At 35.6% G+C, this 25749-nt stretch carries 28 protein-coding genes; 18 read left to right on the forward strand and 10 right to left on the reverse strand.

Translation table 11 applies throughout. The features are described from left to right. The first annotated feature begins 137 nt into the window (after positions 1-137). A complete protein-coding gene (locus MZO21_RS05380) occupies positions 138-494 on the forward strand; it encodes a hypothetical protein (protein ID WP_154772193.1) in 357 nt (118 codons plus the stop codon). Positions 495-652: 158 nt separating this feature from the next. Here MZO21_RS05380 and MZO21_RS05385 read toward each other — a convergent pair whose 3' ends face one another. Beyond that, on the reverse strand, positions 653-1957 hold the full coding sequence (locus MZO21_RS05385; protein WP_154772192.1) for a D-alanyl-D-alanine carboxypeptidase PBP6B: 1305 nt from the start codon (positions 1955-1957) through the stop codon (positions 653-655). Between the two features lie 179 nt (positions 1958-2136). Between MZO21_RS05385 and MZO21_RS05390 the strand changes: the two genes are divergently transcribed. The 4 genes from MZO21_RS05390 (at position 2137) to MZO21_RS05405 (ending at position 6272) form a co-directional block, all read left to right on the forward strand. Continuing rightward, positions 2137-3840 (forward strand): M61 family metallopeptidase, encoded by a 1704-nt coding sequence (locus tag MZO21_RS05390; RefSeq protein WP_154772191.1) that lies wholly within the window; start codon positions 2137-2139, stop codon positions 3838-3840. A gap of 90 nt (positions 3841-3930) precedes the next feature. Then, positions 3931-4707: a PD-(D/E)XK nuclease family protein gene (locus tag MZO21_RS05395; protein ID WP_248101817.1), complete on the forward strand. Its 777-nt coding sequence runs from the start codon at positions 3931-3933 to the stop codon at positions 4705-4707. 53 nt (positions 4708-4760) lie between these two features. Next, a complete protein-coding gene (locus MZO21_RS05400; RefSeq protein ID WP_180039189.1) occupies positions 4761-5789 on the forward strand; it encodes an IS701 family transposase in 1029 nt (342 codons plus the stop codon). Positions 5790-6002: 213 nt separating this feature from the next. Further along, positions 6003-6272: a hypothetical protein gene (locus tag MZO21_RS05405; protein ID WP_248102260.1), complete on the forward strand. Its 270-nt coding sequence runs from the start codon at positions 6003-6005 to the stop codon at positions 6270-6272. A 64-nt stretch (positions 6273-6336) separates the two neighbouring features. On the opposite strand, the gene MZO21_RS05410 is transcribed toward MZO21_RS05405, so the two are convergent. Next, complete coding sequence (locus MZO21_RS05410; RefSeq protein ID WP_154772189.1) at positions 6337-7128, reverse strand: rRNA large subunit pseudouridine synthase E; 792 nt, start codon at positions 7126-7128, stop codon at positions 6337-6339. Between the two features lie 441 nt (positions 7129-7569). Between MZO21_RS05410 and MZO21_RS05415 the strand changes: the two genes are divergently transcribed. The 4 genes from MZO21_RS05415 (at position 7570) to MZO21_RS05430 (ending at position 11598) form a co-directional block, all read left to right on the forward strand. Further along, complete coding sequence (locus MZO21_RS05415; RefSeq protein ID WP_154772188.1) at positions 7570-8586, forward strand: aspartate carbamoyltransferase catalytic subunit; 1017 nt, start codon at positions 7570-7572, stop codon at positions 8584-8586. 9 nt (positions 8587-8595) lie between these two features. Beyond that, complete coding sequence (locus tag MZO21_RS05420) at positions 8596-9831, forward strand: dihydroorotase (RefSeq protein ID WP_154772187.1); 1236 nt, start codon at positions 8596-8598, stop codon at positions 9829-9831. 160 nt (positions 9832-9991) lie between these two features. Then, complete coding sequence (locus MZO21_RS05425; protein WP_154772186.1) at positions 9992-10579, forward strand: hypothetical protein; 588 nt, start codon at positions 9992-9994, stop codon at positions 10577-10579. Between the two features lie 239 nt (positions 10580-10818). Continuing rightward, positions 10819-11598, forward strand: a complete 780-nt coding sequence (locus MZO21_RS05430; protein WP_248102262.1) for a Rossmann-like and DUF2520 domain-containing protein — start codon at positions 10819-10821, stop codon at positions 11596-11598. Positions 11599-11657: 59 nt separating this feature from the next. Here the strand turns inward: MZO21_RS05430 and trmB are convergent, their stop codons facing one another. After that, a complete protein-coding gene (gene trmB / locus MZO21_RS05435) occupies positions 11658-12374 on the reverse strand; it encodes a tRNA (guanosine(46)-N7)-methyltransferase TrmB (protein ID WP_154772184.1) in 717 nt (238 codons plus the stop codon). A 138-nt stretch (positions 12375-12512) separates the two neighbouring features. After that, positions 12513-13952 carry a SulP family inorganic anion transporter gene (locus MZO21_RS05440; RefSeq protein WP_171501215.1) on the reverse strand — a complete coding sequence of 480 codons (1440 nt, stop codon included), beginning with the start codon at positions 13950-13952 and terminating at the stop codon, positions 12513-12515. 218 nt (positions 13953-14170) lie between these two features. On the opposite strand from MZO21_RS05440, the gene MZO21_RS05445 reads away from it, so the two are divergent. After that, positions 14171-14782 carry a glutathione binding-like protein gene (locus MZO21_RS05445; protein WP_154772182.1) on the forward strand — a complete coding sequence of 204 codons (612 nt, stop codon included), beginning with the start codon at positions 14171-14173 and terminating at the stop codon, positions 14780-14782. An 85-nt stretch (positions 14783-14867) separates the two neighbouring features. Here MZO21_RS05445 and MZO21_RS05450 read toward each other — a convergent pair whose 3' ends face one another. The 5 genes from MZO21_RS05450 to MZO21_RS05470 form a co-directional block, all read right to left on the reverse strand. After that, positions 14868-15653: a thiazole synthase gene (locus MZO21_RS05450; RefSeq protein WP_248102265.1), complete on the reverse strand. Its 786-nt coding sequence runs from the start codon at positions 15651-15653 to the stop codon at positions 14868-14870. Between the two features lie 12 nt (positions 15654-15665). Next, the gene (gene thiS, locus MZO21_RS05455) at positions 15666-15863 is read right to left on the reverse strand and encodes a sulfur carrier protein ThiS (RefSeq protein ID WP_171501214.1); all 198 of its coding nucleotides are present in this window, start codon (positions 15861-15863) and stop codon (positions 15666-15668) included. Positions 15864-15884: 21 nt separating this feature from the next. After that, positions 15885-16250 carry a DUF423 domain-containing protein gene (locus MZO21_RS05460; protein ID WP_154772180.1) on the reverse strand — a complete coding sequence of 122 codons (366 nt, stop codon included), beginning with the start codon at positions 16248-16250 and terminating at the stop codon, positions 15885-15887. A gap of 121 nt (positions 16251-16371) precedes the next feature. Further along, on the reverse strand, positions 16372-17241 hold the full coding sequence (gene rpoH / locus MZO21_RS05465; protein WP_154772179.1) for an RNA polymerase sigma factor RpoH: 870 nt from the start codon (positions 17239-17241) through the stop codon (positions 16372-16374). A gap of 124 nt (positions 17242-17365) precedes the next feature. Next, complete coding sequence (locus tag MZO21_RS05470; protein WP_154772178.1) at positions 17366-17599, reverse strand: sulfurtransferase TusA family protein; 234 nt, start codon at positions 17597-17599, stop codon at positions 17366-17368. 380 nt (positions 17600-17979) lie between these two features. Here MZO21_RS05470 and MZO21_RS05475 point away from each other — a divergent pair, with 380 nt between their 5' ends. Continuing rightward, the gene (locus MZO21_RS05475; RefSeq protein WP_004280099.1) at positions 17980-18195 is read left to right on the forward strand and encodes a cold-shock protein; all 216 of its coding nucleotides are present in this window, start codon (positions 17980-17982) and stop codon (positions 18193-18195) included. Positions 18196-18293: 98 nt separating this feature from the next. Then, a complete protein-coding gene (rhlB, locus tag MZO21_RS05480; RefSeq protein ID WP_154772177.1) occupies positions 18294-19445 on the forward strand; it encodes an ATP-dependent RNA helicase RhlB in 1152 nt (383 codons plus the stop codon). 94 nt (positions 19446-19539) lie between these two features. Here the strand turns inward: rhlB and MZO21_RS05485 are convergent, their stop codons facing one another. Continuing rightward, positions 19540-19920, reverse strand: coding sequence for a hypothetical protein (locus tag MZO21_RS05485; protein ID WP_154772176.1), 381 nt, complete (start codon positions 19918-19920; stop codon positions 19540-19542). A gap of 221 nt (positions 19921-20141) precedes the next feature. Between MZO21_RS05485 and MZO21_RS05490 the strand changes: the two genes are divergently transcribed. The 6 genes from MZO21_RS05490 to purF all read left to right on the forward strand — a co-directional run bounded on the left by MZO21_RS05490 (position 20142) and on the right by purF (position 25727). Then, the gene (locus MZO21_RS05490) at positions 20142-20717 is read left to right on the forward strand and encodes a nitroreductase family protein (RefSeq protein WP_154772175.1); all 576 of its coding nucleotides are present in this window, start codon (positions 20142-20144) and stop codon (positions 20715-20717) included. Positions 20718-20738: 21 nt separating this feature from the next. Continuing rightward, on the forward strand, positions 20739-21809 hold the full coding sequence (locus tag MZO21_RS05495) for an NAD(P)H-dependent glycerol-3-phosphate dehydrogenase (protein WP_154772174.1): 1071 nt from the start codon (positions 20739-20741) through the stop codon (positions 21807-21809). A 76-nt stretch (positions 21810-21885) separates the two neighbouring features. Then, positions 21886-22341 (forward strand): phosphoglycerate mutase family protein, encoded by a 456-nt coding sequence (locus MZO21_RS05500; RefSeq protein ID WP_154772173.1) that lies wholly within the window; start codon positions 21886-21888, stop codon positions 22339-22341. Between the two features lie 235 nt (positions 22342-22576). Beyond that, on the forward strand, positions 22577-23578 hold the full coding sequence (locus MZO21_RS05505) for a quinone-dependent dihydroorotate dehydrogenase (RefSeq protein ID WP_154772172.1): 1002 nt from the start codon (positions 22577-22579) through the stop codon (positions 23576-23578). Between the two features lies 1 nt (position 23579). Next, positions 23580-24164, forward strand: coding sequence for a CvpA family protein (locus tag MZO21_RS05510; protein ID WP_154772171.1), 585 nt, complete (start codon positions 23580-23582; stop codon positions 24162-24164). A 24-nt stretch (positions 24165-24188) separates the two neighbouring features. Further along, the gene (purF, locus tag MZO21_RS05515; protein WP_154772170.1) at positions 24189-25727 is read left to right on the forward strand and encodes an amidophosphoribosyltransferase; all 1539 of its coding nucleotides are present in this window, start codon (positions 24189-24191) and stop codon (positions 25725-25727) included. Positions 25728-25749 lie beyond the last annotated feature (22 nt).

A 25749-nucleotide genomic window follows, 5' to 3' on the forward strand; every position in this document is an offset into this window, starting at 1 on the left:
GCATTTTTATTGTAAATAAACCTTATTTGCACAGTTAAAAATAGATTTTATTAAAAATAGACATGAATTTATAAATTGGTATGCATTTTGCTTTTTATAAAATAAGAATTTTTATTAAAACTTTAAATGGGGGAAATATGAATAGGGAGATTTATAGCAATTTGGGGAACTCTGCTTTTTCGGTAGCAACTTTACTTTACACGCGCTTAAGAAGAGTGTCAGGACGAGTTGTTGATGTTGTTTATCTTTCAGAAAATGCAGATTATGCAAAGTATGTTATTACATTGGCTTTAGAAACTAAGGATGAAGATTTAATTAAACATGCAGAAAGCTTGAAGAAAATTTTAGGATTAGAAACTGAAAAACAAGAATTTAAATCACCTGTTCAAATATTAGAAGAATCGGCAGAAAAATTACAAGCATCTTATGAAGCGACTGAGGAGGAGGTTTATAAAGCGCAAGTGTCGCATCACTACATTGGAAGCTTACGTTAATAAAAGGGAATAGCATTGTTTTTATTGGGGAAATAATAAAAAATTAAAGCAATATAGATATAAGAATTGGTGTTTCAACACTATTAAGTTTAAAGCCACTCAAGTAACAGTAAACCGTTACTTGAGTTTTTTTTATGAATTTTGAGTGCTTTAAATATTTAGCTTTGAAGTGGGTAAACTTTTACTTTATGAGCATCGCTAGAAAATAAGCTAGAGAACCACATGATGATTTTTTGGAAGATATTTGCTTCTTCAACTTGAACATCTTGATTCAAATGTAACGTATTAATCAGCACGTTATTTTGATACACCTGAACCGTTGCAAGCTGCATCACTTTCGCAATAGGTGCAATAATTTCTTGTGCATTCACTTTAACATCGTAGTGCGTATTTGTTTGAGTAAGTGGTTCAACTTGTTGAATAGTGCCATTACCTGTATTTAACATGACACGGTTATTTACTTTGTCATACGTTGCTAAATCAATTGCATAAATTTGGTTATATAAAGATGTCGTAACGTATTTGGGTTCTGTTGCGGTAACTTTAAATAATTTTAAAGTCGATTTAACAACAGGAATATCGGCAATGGTTTGTTTTTCTTTAATTGCGACTTCATTACGTGTGTAGGTATAAGCCAAGTTTAATAATGTTTCTGCAATTTCAGCACGCTTTTGAGCACTTTTTGCACCCATTACGACCACAATTAAACGTCTATTTGGTGCGTTTAAATCGGCAGTTGGACGATGTGCTGTTAACGTTAAGTTATAACCTGCTGCTCGTGTAAAACCAGTTTTTAAACCATCTACGCTTGGGTCTGTTTTTAAAGCCAAATTGGTTGCGTGGTGAAAGCGTTGGTTATAGCTAAAACTTGGCATAATAGAATAACGCAAATATTCAGGCGTTTGCTTAGTAACAGCTTGACCTAAAAGCGCCATATCGTATGCAGATGATAAATGATCATCCATAGTAATGCCCGCAGGGTTTGAAAAATGTGTTTCTTTCATTCCTAAAGCTTGTGCTTCTTTATTCATGCGCTGAACAAATGCAGGAACTGAACCTGAAATACGTTCTGCAAGCGTAACGGCTGCATCATTTGCAGACATTACAATTAAACCTGCAAGTAACTGATCTACAGAAATTGTTTCAGTTGGCTTAAGGTACATTTGAGATTCATCCCATTGCACCGTATTGACTACAGACGTAGCAGTAATAATTTCATTTAAAGATAAACGACCCGCTTCAATTTCTTTAAATGCAATATAAGCGACCATCATTTTGGTCATAGAAGCAGGTGCTCTTTGCACATGGCTGTTATGTTCTGCAATGACTTGACCCGACTGAGGGTCTAAAATTGTCCAAGCTTCGGCTTCCACACTTTGTGGAACAATATTGAGTAACGCAGCTTGAGTTAAAGTTGAACACAATATGCTTAATATTGTGAGTACATAAATTACAGCTTTCAATGAAGATCCTTAGTCAAGTCGGGCCGTGACTGTTGTAGCGCAAAAGAGGGTAAATGCTATGCCTTTTTTTTAAAGCTGACTAGTCAAAAATGCAGACATTTAACACAGTTCAGCACTGTATTTAAAAAAAATGATAAGCTAGAACTAAGTTTTGTAAAATATATTTTGAATTGCCTATTATGCTGCATTATCAAATCGAATTTGACGATTATCGTCAACATCTTGTACACGTAACACTTCGCTTTTTGGCAGATCCTACACAAGTTCTGACTTTACCGACTTGGATTCCGGGTAGTTACTTAATTCGTGAGTTTTCTAAACACATCGAATCTGTAAAAGCATCAGATGAAGATGGTCGTCTGTTAAAAATTAGCAAATTTGAAAAGAACAAATGGCGTTTGTTTAATACAGATCATGAGCTGATTACTGTTGAATATGACGTATATGCTTATGATTTATCTGTACGTGGCGCATATGTAGATCAAAACCGTTTATACATTAACCCAGCTTGTGCTTGTATTGGCTTAGTTGGGCATGAAGATAAACCTGTTGAAGTTGAAGTGTTTTTACCGCCAGAGTTAAAGCATTTTCAATTGGCAACGGGCTTAAAATCTAAAAGCTTGGTGAAAGGTCGTTATACATTAAAAGCGAAAAACTATGCGGAACTAATAGATTCGCCATTTGAATTGGCAGATCAAACACGCTTTAGTTTTGAAGCAAATGGCATTGCACATGAATTTGTGGTTTCAGGTCAGCACAAAATGAATGCTGAACGTATGAAACAAGATATTGAAAAAATCTGTGCGACAGAGATTTCAATGTTTGGTTCTGCGCCATTTGAAGACTATACCTTTATGACAATGGCGACTGCCAATAGTTATGGCGGTTTAGAGCATCCGAACAGTACAAGCTTAATTAGCCCACGTGATGATTTACCAAAAGCCAATGAGCCTGTAGAGCCATCTGAAAATTACCAACGCTTTTTAGGCTTATGTAGCCATGAATATTTTCATTCTTGGTTAGTGAAGTTTATTCGACCTGAAAACTTTGTAAATTACGATTTAAACCGTGAAGGCTATACGTCTTTATTGTGGATTTTTGAAGGTTTCACATCTTATTACGACGATTTAATTTTGCTTCGTAGTGGTGTAATTCACCAAGATTCATACATTAAATTGTTAAAAGCACAAATTGATCGTTACTTACAAAACCCGGGTCGAGAAATTCAAACGGTTGCGGAAAGTAGTTTTGATGCTTGGGTGAAATTCTACCGTCAAGATGAAAACTCAAATAACGCAGGTACAAGCTATTACAACAAAGGTTGTTTGGTTGCGCTGTGCTTAGATTTAGGCTTGCGTTTACGTGATTCTAGCTTAGATGCTTTAATGTGTAAGTTGTACGAAAATGCACAAAATGGCATTCAAGTACATGAAGGTACAATTTATGAATTGTGCAAAGAATTAACAGGTGATGATTGGTCTGAACAGATTAATCACTTGATTAATACCACAGATGAATTGCCTTTAGATCAGCTATTCCCTGAATTTGGTGTTTCTTATACTTTAAAAAATGACAAAACTTTGCCATTTGGTTTGAAACTTGCCGATAAGCCTGAAGGTGTTGTGGTTCAATCTGCACGTCGTGATGGAGTTGGGGCGAAAGCAGGTCTTTCTGCTCTAGATGTGATTATTGCAATTGATGGCGTAAAAGCATCTGTAAAATTACTTGAGCAATATGCGAAAGAGGAAGGTGTGTTTACTGTTTATGCTTTCCGCCGTGATGAGTTAATGCAGTTTGAAGTGAATGCTTCGGGTTCTGTTTTAGCTGAAGTTGAGCTTAAAGTTGAAGATGCTGTAAAAGCGGAAAAATGGCTTAAAGCTTAATTGCTTATAATGGAAAGATCATGTAAAACCCATACTTAGGTATGGGTTTTTTATTGCCTGAAATTAACTATTTATTTTAAGGTTTTTTTTATGACAAATGGGGTTGAACGGCTATTAAAAAAGTTAATTCTTGATGATGATTTTTCACATTTATTGAGTTTAACAAACAAAGAAATTAATTTAATGGATATTTTAAAGGTATCGCATAAAGAGCTTCAGCATTCTAATTTTTTAGCATGGCTTATGTCACCGAATGAGTCTCATAATTTAGGTGATTGTGCTTTTAAAGAGTTTATTAAAATTTATTTTAAAGAAAATGAGTTTGAAAGCTTAGGAGGCGATACAGGTTTATCTGTCTTTGATTATATAAATTTTGATTTTGATGATTTAGTAATAAAACGAGAATATAAAAATATTGATCTTATTTTTTTATCAGAAAAAAATAAGTTTTGTATGGTTGTAGAAAATAAAATTCACTCAACTGAAAGTAAAGGGCAGCTAAAAAAATATAGAGATTTTGTTGAAAAAGAATTTTCTAATTACAAACATCGAATATATTTATATTTATCACTAAAAGAGCAAAACTTAAGTGGTGATGATAGTGATTATTATATTCAAATTACATATAACCACATTATTAAATTATTAAATACACTGTTGGCTACACAGCAGATATCTATTTCGGAACAAACTAGATTTGTTCTTCAACAATATTTACAGACATTAAAATCTATGCTTAATCAGAATGAAGAAATTGAAACTTTGACTAAAGAGCTTTATAAAAAGTATAAGGCTGCTTTTGATCTTGTTTTTAAATACTGCGCAACGTCAGAGTCAGAGGAACTAAGTAGTTTTTTACAAGAGTAGGACTTACGCATTGACGGATTCAAAAAAGTATTAAAATACTTTATAAAGTATCTGTGATCAGACGAATTAAACATGCTTCTACAGCAACTTGTACATTACCCATTTATATGGGCTTTCTCATGACAGAACCGAACTCTATTAGCTGCACACAACTTGCCGAGACTTATAATATCTCGCATGATAGTGTAAATCGCTTTCTAGAGCGTGAAGACTACACACCTCACGACCTATATCAAGAATCAATTCAACATATTGATAATAATAAACTTATAGTCAGTATTGATGATACTGTTTTAGATAAACCATATAGTCAACATATGGACTTGGTTAGCTATTTTTGGTCAGGCAAACACCACCGATCCGTCAAGGGTATTAATCTCATTACCTTGTATGCGACAGATCAAAATGGTCAAAATATTCCAATTAATTTCCGAATTTATGACAAATCTGAAAGTAAAACCAAGAATGATTACTTTATGGATATGTTAAGTGAAGTACTCAGTTGGGGTGCAAAGATTCAATTTATTACAGGTGATAGTTGGTATTCATCGACTGGAAATCTAAAAACCATAAGAAAATATGGTATTCGATTTATGTTTGGTATCGACTGTAACCGTAAGGTTTCCCCAGAAAAAGGACAATGGTTTCAACTGCGTTTATTGCCAGATTTCCATCAGGGTCAAGTGATCTGGCTCAAAGATTTTGGCTTTGTACAATTATTTAAGACTCAGTTAAAAGAACAGCAGAGGTTTTATATTGTGCATCAAGATGAAGATGATTTATTGTCCTTTGAGGGTTTTCATGAATTACATTCAAGTCATTGGAAAATAGAGCAATATCACCGGGTGATTAAACAGGTTTGTCATATTGAAAAGTTTCAAGTAAGACGATCTAAACTGATTTTGAATCATATTTTTTCAGCCTTGATGGCCTACGTTGAGATACAAAAGAACCAGTTTGAGCGGATCTTTGAAAATGTATATCGTTGGCAGAAGAAATTATTTAGACCAGTTATCAAAAACTTCATTGATGACTTTATTCTCGATAAAAATCATCTGCTACCACAGAGAATCTATAAATAATAGTGCGTAAGTCCTAAAGAGTTAATAGAAAGTGAAACTAGTATAGTTTCTTTTCAAAGCACTAAAAGTTATGTACGTTTTAAACCAAAATTTATATACGATAAGGTTGGGGTATTAAAGGAAAAAGGAATTTTTCCTAAAGATGAAGATATAGATGACGATTGGATTTATTTATTTGAATTTAATATTAGGAATAATTGTATTAATTTTGATTTGAAAATTGGTGATGGTGACTCAGATATCAGATCAAAAATTTTAGATATATATCAGAATAACTCTCATTTTTTTAATAAAGTGAATAAGAAATTTTCTTTGAAATGGCATTTATCATTTCAGAAAGAAATTTTACGTAGAGATGAGTTTGAGAGATTCATAGAAACTGGCAATATAGAAGAAACTAAAATTATTATTACTAGGCGTTTCCAAGAGCTTATGGAAAAAATAAAAGAGTATGAAAAAATTATTTTCAATGAATTGAGTTAGTTTTATAAGTTAATTTAAAGACAAAACCCCTCAATTGAGGGGTTTAATTTATAACTTTTAAATCTTAACGACCATTACGTCCGCGGCCACGTGGTGCTTTCGTATTCGGGCGCGTAGTACCATTAGTTCTACGCTTCGGCTTCTCGCTATCATCCATCTGCCAAATACGTTTCGTACCAGAAGACTTCTTCACAGAACCATCTTTATTCTTACGAACCATAGGCTTACCGCCAGTACCACCTGGTTTCTTCACATAAGAACGTGAACGGTACGGCTCTTCAGCAGGAACATTTTGAAAATCAGGATATAAAAGCGGTTCAATTTCTTTCGTTTCACCTGGTTTTAAGACCATTTGAACTAAATCAATTTGACCAATTTTAGTACGAATTAAACGCAAAGTAGGGAAACCAACCGCAGAAGTCATACGACGAACTTGACGGTTACGACCTTCACAAATAGAAATTTCTACCCAAGACGTTGGCACAGACGCACGGAAACGAACAGGAGGATTACGTTCCCATAACCATTCAGGCTCTTCAACTTTTTCTGCTTTAGCAGGCAAAGTCATACCATCTTTAAGCTCTACACCTTTACGAAGTTGCTCAAGTGCTTCTTCAGTTACATCACCTTCAACCTGAACCAAGTAAGTCTTAAACTTCTTATTTTCAGGATTCGTGATGTATTGGTTTAAACCACCATGATCGGTTAAAAATACTAAACCTTCAGAGTCCATGTCCAAACGACCAGCAAGACGCAATGTTGGATCGTTAACGAAGTCCGCCATAGTTTGGTGTTTTTCGTCGGCACGGAATTGAGAGAGAACGTCATAAGGTTTGTTTAGAATAACAATTTTCATTGTAACCTATTGATATAAAATAAAAGAATTTTTTGAGCTTTGGGAGTTACCCGTTTAAGAACCCAATTTAATAAAGGTAGGGTGTATTGAGGTGTAAAAAGCCCACTAGATGTTGCCTACTATAGCAGATTCTTGCTTATGCTCCTCAATTTTATTTTTATGTGAAATTACGATTGATTTATCAAGTTAATTTTTGGCTTTTAAAAATGAAACTTTAATTAAAAAATGCCAAGTTGTTGATATATACAACGCTAGATAAAATTCACCTTTAAAATTCGCAACTTAGCTTTTTGATAAAACTATCTAATTGAAATTATTATTGGATATTGAGTTTTTAATTGTAATTGTTAAATGTATTTTGATCATTCAATGATGTATTTCACTGCAAAGTTGGATTGAATGTCTGTATAATATGTTGACTTAGCATATAAGGAATCCACCATGCATTTGGCGGCACTGCATACCCCGAGCCAGATTCAGCTCAACCAAAACGGAAACCTAAAGCACTTTTTGACCATTGAAGGTCTATCTAAAGAAACTCTCACAAAAATATTGGACACAGCACAGTCCTTTTTTAATGACCAAAATCAGCTAATTACCAACAATCTTTTAGAAGGTCGTACGGTAATGAATCTTTTCTTCGAAAACTCTACACGTACTCGTACAACTTTCGAAGCAGCTGCAAAGCGTCTTTCTGCAAATGTATTAAATATTGATATTGCTCGCTCAAGTACATCTAAAGGTGAAACTTTACGTGACACGCTTTGGAACTTAGAAGCGATGGCGGCAGATATTTTTGTGGTTCGTCATTCGTCTTCGGGTGCAGCACATTTTATTGCTAAAGATGTATGTCCAAATATTGCCATTATTAATGCAGGTGATGGGCGTCACGCACATCCTACGCAAGCAATGTTAGACATGCTGACCATTCGCCGTGAAACTAAGAAAAAATTTGAAGATATTTCTATTGCCATTATTGGTGATATTAAACATTCACGTGTAGCACGTTCAGATGTTGCAGCATTGCAAACATTGGGCTGTAAAGATATTCGTGTTATTGCACCAAATACATTACTTCCATATGGTTTTGATGAATATGGCGAAGGTGTTCGCTTATTTAACAAAATGGAAGATGGTATTAAAGATTGCGACGTGATTATTACCTTACGTATTCAAAATGAACGTATCGATTCTCCTGCGTTGGCTTCACAATCTGAATTCTACAAAATGTATGGCTTGAATAAAGAACGTCTTGCTTTAGCAAAATCAGATTGCATCGTTATGCATCCGGGGCCTATGAACCGTGGTGTAGAAATTGACTCAAGCATTGCAGATGGTTCGCAATCTGTAATTTTGAATCAGGTAACAAACGGTATTGCAGTGCGTATGGCGGTACTTGCGTTGTCTATGCAAGGTCAGTTGCAAGAAAAGGGTTTATTAGAAGCGATTGCGGTATAAGGGATAGTCATGAGTATTGTTAAAATTGAAAATGTACGTGTCTTAGACCCAATTGCTAAAACGGACAGCGTACAAACTGTATATGTTGAAAATGGCAAATTGGTTGCAGAAACAGCCAATGTTGCTGAAACCATTAATGGTGAAGGCAAATGGTTAATGCCTACCATGGTAGATTTGTGCGCGCGTTTACGTGAACCGGGTCAGCAACAACATGGTACGTTAAAATCTGAAGGTAAAGCGGCACGTGAAAATGGTATTTTGCACGTATTCACGCCACCAGATTCAAAACCAATTGTTCAAGATAATGGCGCACTTATTCACGGCCTAGTTGAAAAAGCGATGTTAGATGGTGGTATTTATCTACAAGTGATTGGTGCTCAAACCCAAGGCTTATTAGGTAAACAACCTGCAAACATGGCTGGTTTGAAAAAGGGCGGTTGTACTGCTGTTTCAAATGCCAATGCAAGTTTTGAAAATGATGATGTTGTACTTCGCACATTAGAATACGCAGCAGGTCTAGATATGACCGTTGTGTTCTATGCAGAAGAACCTCAAATTGCGAAAGATGGTTGTGTACATGAAGGCTTTGTTGCTTCACGCCAAGGCTTGCCAACAATTCCTGCTTTGGCAGAAACCATTGCCATTGCAAAATACTTGCTAATGATTGAAGCAACAGGCGTAAGTGCTCACTTTGGCTTATTGTCATGTGGTGCTTCTGTTGAGCTCATTAAAATTGCGAAAGCCAAAGGTTTAAATATCACTTGTGATGTTGCAATGCATCAACTGCATTTAACAGATCAATTGATTGATGGTTTTAACTCACTTGCACACGTGCGTCCGCCACTTCGTTCTGAAAAAGACAAAGAGTTGCTTCGCCAAGGTGTGAAAGATGGTGTAATTGATGCGATTTGTACGCACCATGAACCATTAAGCAGTTCTGCGAAAATGGCACCATTTGCTGAAACATTATCTGGATTTACAGCGTTTGATACCTATATTCCATTTGGTATTCAACTGATTAAAGAAGGTTTGTTTGAACCTTTAGAATGGGTTGAAAAAGTGACTGTTGCACCTGCAAAAGTTGCCAATATGTATGATCGATGGGTGGCTGAATCTGGTTGGGTATTAATTGATCCTGAAGTTGAATGGACAATTACCAAAGATTCAATTATCTCTCAAGGTAAAAATACGCCATTAATTCAGCAAACTGTACGAGCGAAAGCACTTCGTACTTTTACAGCTTAGCTTTAATTGTGGTACTAAATTAAAGTGTAATGATAAAAAGTCAGCCTAGGCTGACTTTTTTGTTACATAAATATATTTAATAAGAAATTTAAAATGTTTTACATAGAATAAAAAATAACCTATAAGTAGTTGAACTGACATTTACATTCGTGGGGGCGAAATGTCTTTTAATATAATTTATTTATTACAACAACAAGTAACACCTATTGTTCTTGCTGAAGAAAAAGAAGATTTTTTATTTAAAAAACAGGCTTTAACTGATTTTTATCCTATTCTATTATCCGCAATAAATGCCAAACCAGAATTGTTCGAAAAATTACGTGATCAAGTCCAACCAGATATCACAGAGATTTTTGATAATAATTTAGAAACTACTCAGCAAGTTTTAAATTATATTAGTGGGGAAGCATCTACAGAAGATGTAAATACCATATTAAATGCATCGCTCGGACCTTCTTTAAACTTACTAGTAAGTGAAGCAGGCTCAAGTGATATACAAGTGATTGGGCATTTAATTAAAGGGCAAATGCCATTAGTACTTAATGCTTTACCTGCATGGTCGGATGATTTGCTAAGAATTTCGGGTATAAGAAATTCAGTAGAAGAAGTTCGTGAAGAATTAAAAAAGCCTGAAGAGTTGAGAGCTACACGTTCTGGTAAAAAGAAGAAACCATTTCCAATACAATACGTTGTAGTTTTTATTTTGGCTGTGCTTTTATTTATGGTGGTGAAATCATTTTTAGAGTAGAAAAATAATGGTTCGAAAATACAAATTCGAAAGTAGTATTTGGGGTCACATTATAGATTAATAATTGCCAAGTTCAGAAACTATAGAAAAGGTAAAATGAGTTTATTTCATAATTTATAAAAAGTACAAATGAATTAATTTGTACATTGAATATTGTATTTATTTTAAAGATTAAAAAGGGCGTTGATTCGTCCTTTTTTTATTGGCATGCTGTAGAAAATAAACGTTGTGAATGAATCATGAGAATTAGTTTTATTGGTGCAGGGCGAGTTGCGTATCATTTGGCAAAAGCGCTAGGTTCACAGCATCAAGTTGTACAAATTTATAGTCGTACTTTTGAAAAAGCAGAATGGCTGTCACTGCAAGTTCAAGCACAAGCAATTTCTAATTTTGAAAATATAAATACTGATATTGATTTAATGATTATCGCCGTGAGTGATCAATCAATTAAAGGTGTAATTGAACAAATTAGCCCTTATTTAAAAGATGTTTGTATTGTGCATACATCGGGAAGTACACACTTAAATGTTTTGGCGAAAACTCACGATAAATGTGGTGTATTTTATCCGCTACAAACGTTTAGTTTGGAACGTGAAATAGACTGGGAAAATACACCTTTATTTATAGAAGCAGCGAATAAACAGGATTTAGAAAATTTAGTTTATTTAGCAAATAGCCTAAGCAATAAATTGTATTCTTATAATTCAGAACAACGTTTAAGTTTACATTTGGCTGCTATTTTCGCTTGTAATTTTAGTAATTATTGTTATGACATGGCAAAGCAAATTGTCGATGCAAAACACGTGGATTTCAGTTTGTTATATCCTTTAATTCAAGAAACGGCGAATAAAGCTTTAGCGAATAATCCGAAAGATATGCAAACAGGTCCTGCAATGCGCGGTGATGAAAATATCATTCAGATGCATCAAGAAATGTTAAAACAAGAAAAGAGAGAAGATTTACAAGAAGTGTATGCTTTACTCAGTCAGCAAATTATACAAAGACATACCAAATTATAGATAAAAGAAAAGGGCTCTTATAGAGCCCTTAAATCTTAATGCTTAGATATTAGTAAATATTACTTAATTTTTTTGAAAAGGAAGTCATTAATTTTATGACCTTCTTCTAAACCACGACGTTCAAATTTAGTTTGTGGGCGCCAATCTGGACGAGGATAGCTATTGCCTTTACCTGCCATATTTTCAAGATTTGGACGATTATCTAAAACATCTAACATCCATTCAGCGTATGGTTCCCAGTCTGTTGCAGCGTGGAACGTACCGCCCATTTCTAACTTTTGTTCAACCAATGGCATACGGTCATGAGAAACGAAACGACGTTTGAAATGACGTTTTTTCTGCCAAGGATCAGGGAAGTATAATTGAATTGCATTAATGCTGTTATCTGGCATTTCACGTAATACTTGAATTGCATCTGCATCTAGTAGGCGTAAGTTAGTTAAACCTGCCATACCTGCTTCATATACGCATTGCGCGATACCAGGTACGTGTACTTCAATACCTACAAAGTTACGTTCAGGGTTGGCTTTTGCCATAAGTACCAATGAACGACCCATACCAAAACCAATTTCTACAGTTAAAGGGTGTTCAGGATGTTCAAAGTGTTGGCGTAAATCACCAACTGGATATTCCAAAATTAGGTGAGCGTATTGTTCAAGCGCAGTACGTTGAGAAGTATTTAGCGGAGAAGAACGGCGCATGAAAGTTACAATTTCACGGTGCTCATTCAGGTTTTCCAGCTCTACAACTTGCTGGTCTAATTGATCGTTCGACATAATTTTGGCAATGTTAAAAACTACGAATGCGGTATTTTAAGTGCTAAGCTTCACAAGTCAAACTTTTATATGGCTTTATCTAAAATTTGAACAAAAAATACAAGAAAAGCGTTCAATAGGCGCTTTTCTTGTTTGAAATTAATTATATTTGTCTATAAGTATGCTACTCGCTTCGTTTAAGCCAATAATATTTACTTCAATATTTTTGTCGTTAAATTTTTTCACTACGCTGTTAAACATGTTGACTGAAGTAACATCCCAAATATGTGCATGAGTTAAATCTAGCTCTACAGACTGAACGTTTTCGTTAAAGTCGAAAAATTGTAAAAATTTATCTGAACTGCTAAAAAATATTTGCCCAGAAACAATGTATTTACGCTCATTGTTGATTAGTACAGATTCAACTTTCACAGAGCTTTCTAATTTATTAATAATGAATAGCGCAGAAAGTAAAACACCAACACATACACCAATGGCTAAGTTATGCGTTGCAAGTACGACAATAATCACTGAAATCATCACCACATTAAAAGAAATTGGGTGATTTCTAAATTGTTTGACCGAATGCCATTGAAATGTCGTAAATGACACCATAATCATAATGGCAACAAGTGCAGCCATTGGAATATAAGCAAGCCAATCTTTAAAAAACACGACTAAACACAGTAAGAATAGGCCCGCAATAAGTGTAGATAAGCGTGTACGTGCACCAGAGCTTACATTAATAATCGATTGTCCAATCATGGCGCAACCTGCCATACCGCCCATAAATCCGCTAACAATATTAGCAAAGCCTTGCCCGCGACATTCTTTATGCTTATCACTTTGCGTTTGAGTTACTTCATCGACTATGGTGGTAGTCATCATAGTTTCAAGTAAACCAACTGTAGCAAGCGTAATAGAATAGGGAAGAATGATGCTGAGTGTTTCAAAATTGAGTGGAATTTGAGGAATGAGGAAAATAGGTAATGTATCTGGGAATGTACCTAAATCGCTCACCGTTCGCATATCTGCACCTAAAAATAGTGCTAAACAGCTTAAAACAATAATACAAATAAGTGGTGATGGAATGCTTTTGCCAATTTTAGGTAAATAGGGAAATAGGTAAATAATTGCTAAACCTAAACCTACAAATATATAGGCAGTAGTATCCATTTTATTTATTTCGGGAAGCTGTGCAGCAAAAATTAAAATCGCCAAAGCATTTAAGAAACCAAACACGACAGATTGTGAAACAAAGCGCATGAGTTTGGCAACTTTAAAATAACCTGCAATAACTTGAATAATGCCTGTAAGTACGGTTGCAGCAAGTAAGTATTGCAAACCGTGTTCTTTTACAAGCGTAATCATCAGCAGGGCAAGTGCGCCTGTTGCTGCGGAAATCATGGCAGGTCGCCCGCCAAAAAATGCAATAGAAACAGCAATACAAAAAGATGCGTATAAACCGACTTGTGGGTCTACACCAGCAATAGCGGAAAATGCAATTGATTCAGGAATTAAAGCTAAACCAACCACCAAACCTGCTAAAACATCGGTTCGTATATTAGAAAACCACTCATCTTTTTTTAAGCTAATCACGTGCAATATTCAATAAACTCGAAAGTTGCATATGTTAAAGCAACTTTATTTAAAAAAGTATGAATATTCAGCTTGAATAATTTATGTAATTGAACAATATTGAAGACGTAATTGTGACTTTAATAGTTACGATTTGATAAAAATAAGTAGGTTTCTTTACTTGAAAGTTTGACCGAAGCAATTTAAAACAGAGTATAGATAAATAACAAGGATCAAGTATGAAGCTTTATTATTCGCCGGGTGCATGTTCACTTGCATCACATATTATCTTAAATGAAATAAATGTAGATTTTGATTTAGAACGCGTTGATACAAAAACACATATCACAGAAAAAGGCACAGATTATTACACCATTAACCCTAAAGGTTATGTGCCTGCATTGGAAATTAACCCAGGTTTAATTTTAACTGAAAATGTGGCAATTCTTCCTTTTTTAGCACAACATGATCCTAAGCAAGATTTAATTCCACCATCGGGTTTAGGACGTGCAAAAGTTTTAGAGTGGTTGGGTTACTTAAACTCAGAATTACACGATGCTTACGCTGTGTTTTTTGGTGCGCCATTAACAGATGATGCAAAGCAAAAAGCGTATGCAGAAATTGATCGATTATTGAAATACATCGATAGCACAATTGAAAAATCGGACAATGAATATTTGGTAGATGATAACTTTGGTCCAGCAGATGCTTATTTATTTGTACTTACAAACTGGTCTAATCTAATTCATCACGATTTAACGCCGTATAAAAATGTTATTGCGCTACGTAATAAAGTAGCTGCACGTCAATCTGTACAAATTGCAATGCGAGATGAAGGTTTAATTCCTTAAGTTATATTGAATAAAAAAGGACTCATGTAGAGTCCTTTTTTATTGGAGATTCATTTAAATATTCAAATGAATAATCTACGTGGATTTATTTAAAAAAGTAACCTGTTTCGGGTGAGCTTGCATTTGCCATGCGTTTACGTGGCATACGACCTGCCAAGAATGCTTCACGACCTGCTTCAACAGCTTTCTTCATTGCAGAAGCCATTAAAATAGGGTTTTGAGCAGCAGCAATAGCGGTATTCATTAATACACCATCACAACCAAGTTCCATTGCAATCGCAGCATCACTTGCTGTTCCAACACCAGCATCTACAAGTACAGGAACTTTTGCATTTTCTTTAATAATAGAAATGGTATGTGGGTTTAAAATACCTAAACCAGAACCAATTAAGCTACCAAGAGGCATAATCGCCACACAGCCCATGCTTTCAAGTTCTTGAGCAACAATAGGATCATCCGATGTGTACACCATAATTTCAAAGCCATCGTCAATTAAAATACGCGCAGCTTTTAATGTTTCGGTAATATTCGGATATAACGTTTTTTCATCACCTAAAACTTCAAGTTTTACTAAGTTGTGACCATCTAACAATTCACGAGCAAGCATGCACGTACGTACAGCACTATTTGCATCGAAACAACCTGCCGTATTTGGAAGAATTGTGTATTTTTCAGGAGGTACAACAGAAAGTAAATTTGGCTGATCAGGATGTTGACCAATATTCACGCGTCGAATTGCAACAGTGACAATTTCTGCACCACTTGCTTGAATCGCAAGATCTGTTTCATTTAAATCTTTATATTTACCTGTCCCTACAAGCAGGCGAGATTGAAATGTACGTGAACCAATTATAAGGGGGGTATCTTCCATGGGAACTCCAAATTAACCGCCACCGACGGCATGTATAACTTCTATTCGATCATTTTCATGAATCATCGTTTGCTGTAATTTGCTTTTAGCAATGATCATTTCATTGTGTTCAACAGCAAAGCGTTTGCCTTCTAATGCAAGTTCCTGAATAAGTTCTAATAAGTTGGAACATGTTGTATTTTGAAGTTCGCCATTTAAATAAATTTGCACGTTTTTATCCCTAAATTGTCATCATTTCGTGTATTTAAATGCATTCCATGCAAGGACTAGCCATCCTGCAATCATGAGTGCACCACCAATAGGTGTAATTGCACCCAAACCACGTGGTAATCCTAAAGCCATGATATATAAAGAACCGCAGAAAAATAAAATGCCAATTTGTATCAGTAGGAAACTAATTTTAATAGGTATTTGTGGAACAACTTTCGCAATAATTGAAAGTACCAATAAACCTAAAGCATGATAGAAGAAGTAGTCGGTTGCTGTTTGCCACCATCCTAATTGAGCTTCTGTTGCATATGCTTTTAAACCATGTGCACCAAATGCACCTAACATAACTGCAATTGCTAAATTTAATGCAGATATCGCAAGCCACATAAGCCAATCTCCTATACAAAATTTGCGCTTAACCTTAGCATATTTTCATTATTTGATTAAATGAAATAGAACGCCAAAGCATTAAAAAAGGGCACTAAGCCCTTTTTTAAATATTGAAAAATTAGTTCGAAGACATTGCAACTTTAATTTTTTCCATCGCATTTTTTTCTAACTGACGAATACGTTCTGCCGAAACATTATATTCAGCAGCAAGTTCATGTAGGGTAGACTTATCATCATCTAACCAACGACGTTGCAAGATGTTGCGTGAACGATCATCTAGTTGATCCATCGCATCGTGAAGGGCATTTGTACTTTGCTCTTCATAATCTTCATTTTCAACAAGTTTTGCAGGATCGTAACGGTTGTCTTCTAAATATAGTGCAGGTGCTACATAAGTAGAGCCTTCATCGTCATCATCGCCAGATGCTTCAAATGCAGCATCATAAGCAGTTAAACGACCTTCCATTTCTAGCACTTGTTCTGCGGTAACGTTTAAGTCCTTTGCAATAGACTGTGCTTCTTCAAGTGTGAGTTTTTTAGAAGATTTTTTTAAGCTACGTAAGTTAAAGAATAATTTACGCTGTGCTTTTGTGGTCGCAATTTTAACAATACGCCAGTTACGAATAACATATTCATGAATTTCGGCTTTAATCCAATGCACGGCAAATGAAACCAAACGTACGCCCATCGTTGGGTCAAAACGTTTTACTGCTTTCATTAAACCTAAGTTACCTTCTTGAATTAAATCGCCTTGAGGTAAACCGTAACCTGCATAACTGCGGGCAATATGAACCACGAAACGTAAGTGAGACATCACTAACATTTTTGCGGCGTCTAAATCTTGATCGTAGAAATAACGATCAGCCAATTCTTTTTCTTGTTCGGCAGTTAAAATTGGAATTTGGTTGACAGTACTAATATAAGCCCCAAGGTTTGAACCTGGTGCTGATAATGACAGGGGCATCAACTGATTGCGGCTGTCACTCATAGGAACTCCTTTAGGATGTGTCGATGAATTATCAATGACATTCATATTAATGTGAATATCCAACTAAATTAAGTGGAAATGGTGAAGAAATGTAATTTTTTATGCCAAAGGATTAAAAAATGAATTATTGAGCAATTATATAATGAAATTCATGATTTGAAATACTTTTAGCTTCACATTTTAATTTGTTGAGTTCGCAATATCTCAGCACATCTTGTTGGCTATGTGGGTCAGATGACTTCAGTAAGAATTGCTGACCTGACGCATTTTTGAGTGCTTTTTTTAGCATTAATAGGGGCATAGGGCAAGGTTTGCCCATTGCATCTATAATATCTAGAGTTTGTTTTACGTCTTGCATTCAATTTAAAACCGTTTAAAAACAGGTCAATTATACTAAAAATTGGCAGAAAAAAGCGAAAATGTGAATTTTTATTTATTCTGAATAAGATTAGATATTTAAATTAACTATCGAAAAATAAATATGATTAAATCTGAATAAGATATGTGAAAAAACTCTATTATTTGTAATAAACCCATGATAAGCTCAAAGTGAATTAGATGTTACGGTAACTATAAAGTTATTGGGCAACCTAGTTAGAAATGGATGTAACCGGATTTTGTTAATAGTTTTACAGAATGATTATAAGTTTGGAAATAAAAAAAATGTTTTTAAGCTTTGTTTGTCTGCTGCTTGCAACACCGGGTGGTCCTTCAATTAAGTCTATGAGGATTAACTAAATGACAGCTGCTCGCGAACAAGGCGTAGTTAAGTGGTTTAACGACACTAAAGGTTTTGGTTTCATTCAACGCAATGGCGGTGATGACGTATTCGTTCATTTCCGTGCTATTCAAGGCGACGGCCACCGTTCACTTCGTGACGGCCAACGCGTAGAATTCAGTGTTGTTAAAGGCCAAAAAGGCTTCCAAGCTGAAGAAGTTCAGCCGTTAGACTAATAGAAAAATTAGACTAATGAAAACGCTCCAATGTTTATTGGAGCGTTTTTTGTTTATAATGTATAAAATTTATTATTTATGAGTTAGAGCACATTAATATGTCAGCTGGTTTTGAAACCTTAAATTTACATCCAAATTTGAAAAAAGCAATTGATGCGTTAGGCTTCACTAAAATGACATCAATTCAAGAAAAGGTTTTAAAATTTACTTTGGCGGGACACGATGCAATTGGTCGCGCGCAGACAGGTACAGGTAAAACTGCGGCCTTTCTTGTTAGTGTAATTAATGACTTATTAAATAACCCGATTAAAGAACAGCGTTTCCGTGGTGAAACTCGTGCACTTATTTTAGCGCCTACGCGTGAGTTGGCATTGCAAATTGAAAGTGATGCAAAAGAACTTACTAAGTTTACAGATCTACATTTAGTTACTTTGTTAGGTGGTGTAGATTTTGACAAGCAAAAAGCTGAACTGAGCAAAAACTTTGTCGATATTATTGTAGCAACGCCAGGTCGTTTAATTGACTTTGTAGAGCAAAAAGAAGTTTGGTTAGATCAAATTGAATTTTTAGTGATTGACGAAGCAGACCGTTTACTGGATATGGGTTTTATTCCTTCAGTAAAACGTATTGTTCGCTATTCACCACGTAAAGAACAGCGTCAAACCCTCATGTTCTCTGCAACATTTAGCTACGATGTTTTAAATCTTGCACAACAATGGCTATTTGAACCCGTTACTGTTGAAATTGAACCTGAAAAGAAAACCAATGCAGACGTAGAACAACGTGTGTATATGGTGGCTAAAACTGACAAATACAAATTGTTAGAAGAAATTTTACGTGATGAACCGATTGAAAAGGTGATGATTTTTGCGAATCGCCGTGATCAAGTACGTAAGCTATATGATCATCTTAAACGTGATGGTTATAAAGTTGTGATGTTGTCGGGTGAAATTGCACAAGACAAGCGTTTGAAAATGTTAGATCAATTTAAAAATGGTCAACACAATATTATGATTGCAACTGACGTTGCGGGTCGTGGTATTCATGTAGATGGCGTGTCTCATGTTGTGAATTTCACTTTACCTGAGCAGTCGGATGATTATGTTCACCGTATTGGTCGTACAGGTCGTGCGGGAACACGTGGTGTGAGTATCAGTTTCTTATCTGAAGATGATGCGTTCTACTTACCAGAAATTGAAAAAGCGATTGGACAAAAATTACCACTTACGCGTTTAGATGGTTATTGCTAATTGCAACAGTTTTTAGAAAATGAAATCTAATGATTAAAAATAAATAAAAAACCGCTCAATTGAGCGGTTTTTTATTGCGTATTTCATTTGAAAATTATTTGGCTTGGCATTGAAATGTTAGAACTGTTTGATAGTCATCATCTTTTGAAATATCTGCACTTTTACCTGCAATAGTACCCAGAATTCCTGCGGCAGCTTGAATCATTTTTCCTGTTTGTTCATCTACAACGCCTTTGAGTGCACCGTTATAAGTGGTTTTTTCATCTAAAACGATAGCAATTGATTTACCACACGTTTTATTTGCAGCAAGCACAGCATTGTTTTTAGCAATGACTTCGGATTTTCCTAAGCCTGTAACTTCGTATTGGTTATTTGGTTTTTGAATAGCAATTGTATTATTAACAGGATTGGAGCTACATGCACCAAGTAGTAAAGCGCTGGCAAGTGTAGAACCTAAAATTAGAGTCTTATTCATTTGTTTATTCTCCTGATATATTAAATATATTGGAACATAGCTTTATGCTGAAATAATTAAGAGTTTGTATGAGATTAGCAGTCTTATATAAGAAAAATGTGATAAATCACATGCATTGGAAAAAATCATGATTTTATCCTATGAAATTACATAACACATTTGTCTTGAATGCCTGAGTTTATGCTAATCTTAATAAAATTTTTAAGTAGATTATGAAGTCAATGGCGGATACAGCGGTCGATATCATTCATCAAAATATTCATCAACGTCAGTCTATTGGTCACTTGGTTGAGCCAGCACCCAATTCAGAACAATTAGAAAAAGCTTTTCTTGCTGCACTTACAGCACCAGATCATCACCGTTTAAAGCCAACACGTTTTGTGGTGATTCCAGAAGATCAGCGTGAAGCATTTGGCGAGTTGCTTTCTCAAGCTTTGGCAGATACTGGGCAAACTGAAATTGCACAATTAGAACGTGTGAAAAATCATCCATATCGTGCGCCATTATTGGTTTTGGCGTTAACACAATTTGTTGATCATCCTAAAGTTCCTTATTTTGAGCAAACCTTAAGTACGGGTGCAGCAATTCAAAACTTTTTATTGTCATTACAATCGCAAGGTTTTTCTACCATGTGGCGTAGTGGTGCTGTGGTTGAATCGAATCATTTTAAACAAGCACTAAAATTAGGTGAAAATGATTTAATTTCAGGCATTATTTATATTGGAACAGCGGTAAAAGCGATTCCACCGCGCGGTGAAATTCATACAAATGAGTTTGTAAGTTTTTGGAATAAGTAATTTAGATTTTGGAAAATTAAAATGAGTGAATTGGATTTTGCAAGTTTTTTGAATAATGAAACTGAAGTAAAAAACACAGGCTTACGCGTAACTGTTTTAGGTGGTGGTAGTTTTGGTACGGCTATGGCAAATACAACCGTACGTAATGGTTGCGACACCATGATTTGGATTCGTGATGAAGCAACGGCTAAAGAAATAAATGAAACGCATATTAATAAGCGTTATTTGCCAGATTTCACCTTAGAAAAAGAGTTGAAAGCTGTATCGGATATTGAAGTTGCTGTTCGTGACCGCGATATTATTTTAGTTGCTATTCCAAGTCATTCATTCCGTGAAGTTTTACGTCAGATCCAACCTTATATTTCATCGCAAGCTGTAGTTTCTTTAACAAAAGGTATTGAGGCAGATACCTTTAGTTTTATGAGCGATATTATCCAAGAAGAACTTCCTGAAGTTCCTTTTGGTGTGCTTTCTGGACCAAACTTAGCCAAAGAAATTGTAGCGGGTCAGCCTGCGGGTACTGTAATTGCAAGTGATTCAGAGCTTGTACGTAATGCGGTTCAACATGCTTTGCATAGTGCGCTTTTCCGTGTGTTCGCAAGTGATGATGTAAATGGTGTTGAGCTAGGTGGTGCACTTAAAAATATTTATGCCGTTGCAATGGGGATGGCTGCTGCATTTGGTGTTGGTGAAAACACCAAAAGTATGATTTTAACGCGTGCTTTGGCAGAAATGAGCCGATTTGCAGTTGAGCTTGGTGCAAATCCATTAACCTTCTTAGGGTTATCTGGTGTTGGTGATCTATTTGCGACGTGTAATAGTCCACTGAGCCGTAATTACCAAGTGGGATATTCTTTAGGTAAGGGGAAAACGCTAGAGCAAGCAACAACTGAGCTTGGTCAAACTGCGGAAGGTATTAATACGATTATTCAAGTACGCACCCGTTCTGAAGCATTGGGTGTGTATATGCCAATTACGTGTGCCTTGTATGAAATTATTTTCAAAGGTGCGCCTGTTAATTCCATCGCATTTTCTATGATGAAAAATGGTCATCGAAGTGATGTTGAGTTTATTTTACCGCATCAACAATAAAAAATAGAAAGATGGCAATTTCATTAAATTGCCATCTTTGAATCGTTATACTTTAAGAAAATAAATAGGCAGTATTATGCAACTTACTCTTGTTCGTCACGGTGAAGCAGCTCCAGCAATTATGGGGAATGACAATAAAAGACCTTTAACAGCGCGTGGTCATAATCAAGCCAAAGAAACGGCTGATTTTTTAAAAGATGTGATTAAGCCTGAAGTATTTGTCGTGAGTCCTTTATTGCGTGCACAGGAAACACTTGCACATTTAAAAGCATATTTTAAAGATGTGCCTGTGGTTATTTGCAATACCATTAAACCTGAAGATGATGCAAAAGTTGCGGTCGAGTGGTTGTCTCAATTACCGTATGAGTCGATTGCTGTGGTTTGTCACATGAATGTGGTTGCGCATATTTCTTCTATTTTAACGTCAGAATCATTTCATCCATATCAATTGGCAGAAGCACGAATTTACGATCAATTGGTGATTGCAGATGGATTATCTACCTTAAATAAGGCGTTTATTCCAAGTAGTTAAGTATTCAATTTGGCTTGTTATTTGTGTTTGTAAATTTATTGTTAATAACTAGATTTATTACACAAATAACACAATTAAACTTAAGTGCTGAATAATTTTAGTTTATTACGCCAATTAGTTTAAATTAACAACAACAGGGTATTAAACGGTAAAAATAAAACACTGCAAAGCATGGTGTTTTCTACGACCTATGCCTATAATATGTCGACTTAAAAAGCAGTAGACTTTTACCGATATGTTGTATTCTCTTGCTCGCCCTTTGTTGTTTTCTTTAGCACCAGAGCGTGCACATGAGCTGACACTATCTTTATTGAAATCAACCCATAAAATGGGCTTGATGCGACAAAATGTTCCCGCAAAACCTGTAACCTGCATGGGAATTCAATTTCCAAACCCTGTAGGTTTAGCAGCAGGTCTAGATAAAAACGGTGCCTATATTGATGCATTAGCAGATTTAGGTTTTGGTTTTATCGAAATTGGTACAATTACACCACGTCCACAAGCTGGCAATCCGCACCCTCGTTTATTCCGCTTACCAAAAGCAAAAGCCATTATTAACCGTATGGGTTTTAATAATGATGGTGTAGATAAACTTATTGAAAATGTGAAAGCATCAAAGTTCAAAGGAATTTTGGGTATTAACATTGGTAAAAATGCCGATACACCTGTAGAAAATGCTGTAGACGATTATCTCATTTGCTTAGAGAAAGTTTATAACTACGCATCTTATATTACGGTGAATATTTCATCTCCAAATACAAAGAACCTACGTAGTTTACAAAGTGGCGATGCTTTAACAGAGTTATTATCTACACTGAAAAAGCGTCAACTAGAATTGGCTGAAGAAAATTCTCACTATGTACCTTTGGTTCTTAAAGTTGCACCAGATCTTGAAGCTGAAGATGTTCAATTCATTTCAAAACAGCTGATTGAATTTAAGATTGATGGTTTGATTGTGACAAATACAACATTGTCACGTGAAGGCGTTGAAGGTTTGCCATTTGCAGAAGAAGCGGGTGGTTTATCGGGTGCGCCTGTTTTTGAAAAAAGTACAGCATGTTTGGCTGCATTTTCAAAAGCATTGAATGGTGAAGTTCCATTAATTGGTGTTGGTGGAATTTTGTCTGGTGAGCAAGCTGTTGCTAAGCGTGAAGCTGGTGCAAGTCTTGTTCAGGTGTATAGTGGTTTAATCTATACAGGTCCAGACTTAGTTAAAGATTGTATTAACGCGCTTTAATATGAATACGATAGATATCTTTATATTGATCATTTTGCTCATTGGAGGGCTAAACGGTTTGCGACAAGGATTTATTAAAGCCTTTGCGAACTTGGTTGGATGGATTTTTGCATTAATTGTTGCTGCAAAATACTCATCTAGCTTAGCACCACTAATGTCCGCATTGAGCTCAGATCCTGTTGTTCAAAAGATATCTGCATTCGCTTTCATTGTTTTGGTTATTATTGTATCAACATGGATTGTGACCTACCTTTTAAATGGAATTTTAAAATCACTTAAACTTGGCCCTTTAAATAGATTGGCAGGTGGTGCTTTTGGAACGTTAAAAGGTTTGTTGGTTGTACTTATCACTATGCAAGGAATTGGACCTTGGGTGGAAAGCTCACCACATTGGAAGCAGTCTAAATTTATACAAAACTTGCTGCCATATGCGCCTTGGGCATCTGCATTGTCTAAAGAAGCTGCAAATGAAGCGTTAAAGCACATGAAGTCTGAAGATGCCCCGACATCTTCAGATTCAGCACCTGAAAACTCACATAAAAACAGTGAGAAATCGGGTGAATCAACGAATAATCCTTTTTATTAATCCTAGCTTGTCTGCGAGGTTGTTATGTGTGGAGTTGTTGGTATAGCTGGTAAGTCACCTGTTAACCAAATGTTGTTTGATGCTTTGACGATGTTGCAACATCGTGGACAAGACGCAGCAGGAATAGTGACATGTCACGATGGACGTTTATTCCTTCGTAAAGACAATGGTATGGTGCGTGATGTATTCCATACTCGTCATATGCGTGCCTTAAAAGGTAACTACGGTATTGGTCATGTGCGTTATCCAACTGCGGGTTCTTCAAGCAGTGCAGAAGCACAACCGTTCTATGTGAACTCACCATACGGTATTACTTTGGCGCATAATGGTAACTTGACCAATGCTAAAGAAATTCATGATGATCTATTCAAAACTGACTTACGTCATATGAATACAGATTCAGATTCAGAAGTATTATTAAACGTATTTGCACATGAATTGCAAAAACGTGGCAAGTTAAATCCAACTGCCGATGATATTTTCCATGTTGTAACTCGTGTACATGAGCGTTGCAAAGGTGGTTATGCAGTTGTTGCAATGATTACAGATCATGGCATTGTTGGTTTCCGTGACCCAAATGGTATTCGTCCATTAATTTTAGGTTCGCGTGATACTGTTGATGGTAAAGAATATATCTTAGCTTCAGAATCTGTTGCATTAACGGCATTAGGTTTTAAAGTTGAGCGTGATGTTCTACCTGGTGAAGCTATCTTAATTAATAACGAAGGTCAGTTATTCACGAAGCAATGTGCTGAAAATCCAGAATATCGTCCATGTATTTTTGAATATGTTTATTTTGCACGTCCAGATGCAACAATTGATGGTATTTCAGTTTATAAAGCTCGTTTGAAAATGGGTGAAAAGCTTGCGCAAAAAATTTCGCGTGAGTGGGGCGAAGAACACGATATTGATGTTGTTATTCCAATTCCAGATACTTCACGTACTTCGGCATTAGAGCTTGCAAACTTCTTGGGCGTAAAATTCCGTGAAGGCTTCATGAAAAACCGTTATATCGGTCGTACTTTTATTATGCCTGGTCAGCAGCAACGTGAAAAATCTGTACGCCAAAAGCTAAATCCTGTAGAACTTGAGTTCCAAAACAAGAATGTTTTACTTGTAGATGACTCAATTGTACGTGGTACAACGTGTAATGAAATTATTCAAATGGCACGTGATTCAGGCGCGAAAAAAGTATTCTTTGCTTCTGCTGCACCAATGGTGAAATATCCAAACGTGTACGGTATTGATATGCCGGTGAAATCAGAACTTATTGCATCTGAACGTAGCGTTGAAGAAATTCGTGAAATTATTGGTGCAGATCGTTTAATTTTCCAAGATTTGGAAGATTTAAAAGATGCAGTAAGAACGACCAAAGTTCCTGAAGTTAAAGATTTTGACTGTTCTGTATTTGATGGTGTTTATGTTGCTGGTGGAATTGACGAGCAATACTTAGATAACCTTCAAAAGCAACGCAGTGAATCTGCAAAAGCTAAAAAAGATCCTTACATCGACGTAAATGTTGATGCTGCTTCTGTAGATTTAACAGGTCTACAAGAAGGATAAAGATTTTCTTAGATTTAGAAAA

The organism is Acinetobacter portensis (genome assembly GCF_023158935.1).
In the GTDB taxonomy this organism is placed as follows: domain Bacteria; phylum Pseudomonadota; class Gammaproteobacteria; order Pseudomonadales; family Moraxellaceae; genus Acinetobacter; species Acinetobacter faecalis.

Excerpts from the sequence above, each read along its gene's own strand:
- MZO21_RS05380 (WP_154772193.1), top strand. The coding sequence starts at position 138 with ATGAATAGGGAGATTTATAGCAATTTGGGGAACTCTGCTTTTTCGGTA.
- MZO21_RS05390 (WP_154772191.1), top strand. The coding sequence starts at position 2,137 with ATGCTGCATTATCAAATCGAATTTGACGATTATCGTCAACATCTTGTA.
- MZO21_RS05395 (WP_248101817.1), top strand. The coding sequence starts at position 3,931 with ATGACAAATGGGGTTGAACGGCTATTAAAAAAGTTAATTCTTGATGAT.
- MZO21_RS05410 (WP_154772189.1), bottom strand. The coding sequence starts at position 7,128 with ATGAAAATTGTTATTCTAAACAAACCTTATGACGTTCTCTCTCAATTC.
- MZO21_RS05415 (WP_154772188.1), top strand. The coding sequence starts at position 7,570 with ATGCATTTGGCGGCACTGCATACCCCGAGCCAGATTCAGCTCAACCAA.
- MZO21_RS05420 (WP_154772187.1), top strand. The coding sequence starts at position 8,596 with ATGAGTATTGTTAAAATTGAAAATGTACGTGTCTTAGACCCAATTGCT.
- MZO21_RS05425 (WP_154772186.1), top strand. The coding sequence starts at position 9,992 with ATGTCTTTTAATATAATTTATTTATTACAACAACAAGTAACACCTATT.
- MZO21_RS05430 (WP_248102262.1), top strand. The coding sequence starts at position 10,819 with ATGAGAATTAGTTTTATTGGTGCAGGGCGAGTTGCGTATCATTTGGCA.
- trmB (WP_154772184.1), bottom strand. The coding sequence starts at position 12,374 with ATGTCGAACGATCAATTAGACCAGCAAGTTGTAGAGCTGGAAAACCTG.
- MZO21_RS05445 (WP_154772182.1), top strand. The coding sequence starts at position 14,171 with ATGAAGCTTTATTATTCGCCGGGTGCATGTTCACTTGCATCACATATT.
- MZO21_RS05450 (WP_248102265.1), bottom strand. The coding sequence starts at position 15,653 with ATGGAAGATACCCCCCTTATAATTGGTTCACGTACATTTCAATCTCGC.
- MZO21_RS05460 (WP_154772180.1), bottom strand. The coding sequence starts at position 16,250 with ATGTGGCTTGCGATATCTGCATTAAATTTAGCAATTGCAGTTATGTTA.
- rpoH (WP_154772179.1), bottom strand. The coding sequence starts at position 17,241 with ATGAGTGACAGCCGCAATCAGTTGATGCCCCTGTCATTATCAGCACCA.
- MZO21_RS05470 (WP_154772178.1), bottom strand. The coding sequence starts at position 17,599 with ATGCAAGACGTAAAACAAACTCTAGATATTATAGATGCAATGGGCAAA.
- MZO21_RS05475 (WP_004280099.1), top strand. The coding sequence starts at position 17,980 with ATGACAGCTGCTCGCGAACAAGGCGTAGTTAAGTGGTTTAACGACACT.
- rhlB (WP_154772177.1), top strand. The coding sequence starts at position 18,294 with ATGTCAGCTGGTTTTGAAACCTTAAATTTACATCCAAATTTGAAAAAA.
- MZO21_RS05485 (WP_154772176.1), bottom strand. The coding sequence starts at position 19,920 with ATGAATAAGACTCTAATTTTAGGTTCTACACTTGCCAGCGCTTTACTA.
- MZO21_RS05490 (WP_154772175.1), top strand. The coding sequence starts at position 20,142 with ATGGCGGATACAGCGGTCGATATCATTCATCAAAATATTCATCAACGT.
- MZO21_RS05495 (WP_154772174.1), top strand. The coding sequence starts at position 20,739 with ATGAGTGAATTGGATTTTGCAAGTTTTTTGAATAATGAAACTGAAGTA.
- MZO21_RS05500 (WP_154772173.1), top strand. The coding sequence starts at position 21,886 with ATGCAACTTACTCTTGTTCGTCACGGTGAAGCAGCTCCAGCAATTATG.
- MZO21_RS05505 (WP_154772172.1), top strand. The coding sequence starts at position 22,577 with ATGTTGTATTCTCTTGCTCGCCCTTTGTTGTTTTCTTTAGCACCAGAG.
- MZO21_RS05510 (WP_154772171.1), top strand. The coding sequence starts at position 23,580 with ATGAATACGATAGATATCTTTATATTGATCATTTTGCTCATTGGAGGG.
- purF (WP_154772170.1), top strand. The coding sequence starts at position 24,189 with ATGTGTGGAGTTGTTGGTATAGCTGGTAAGTCACCTGTTAACCAAATG.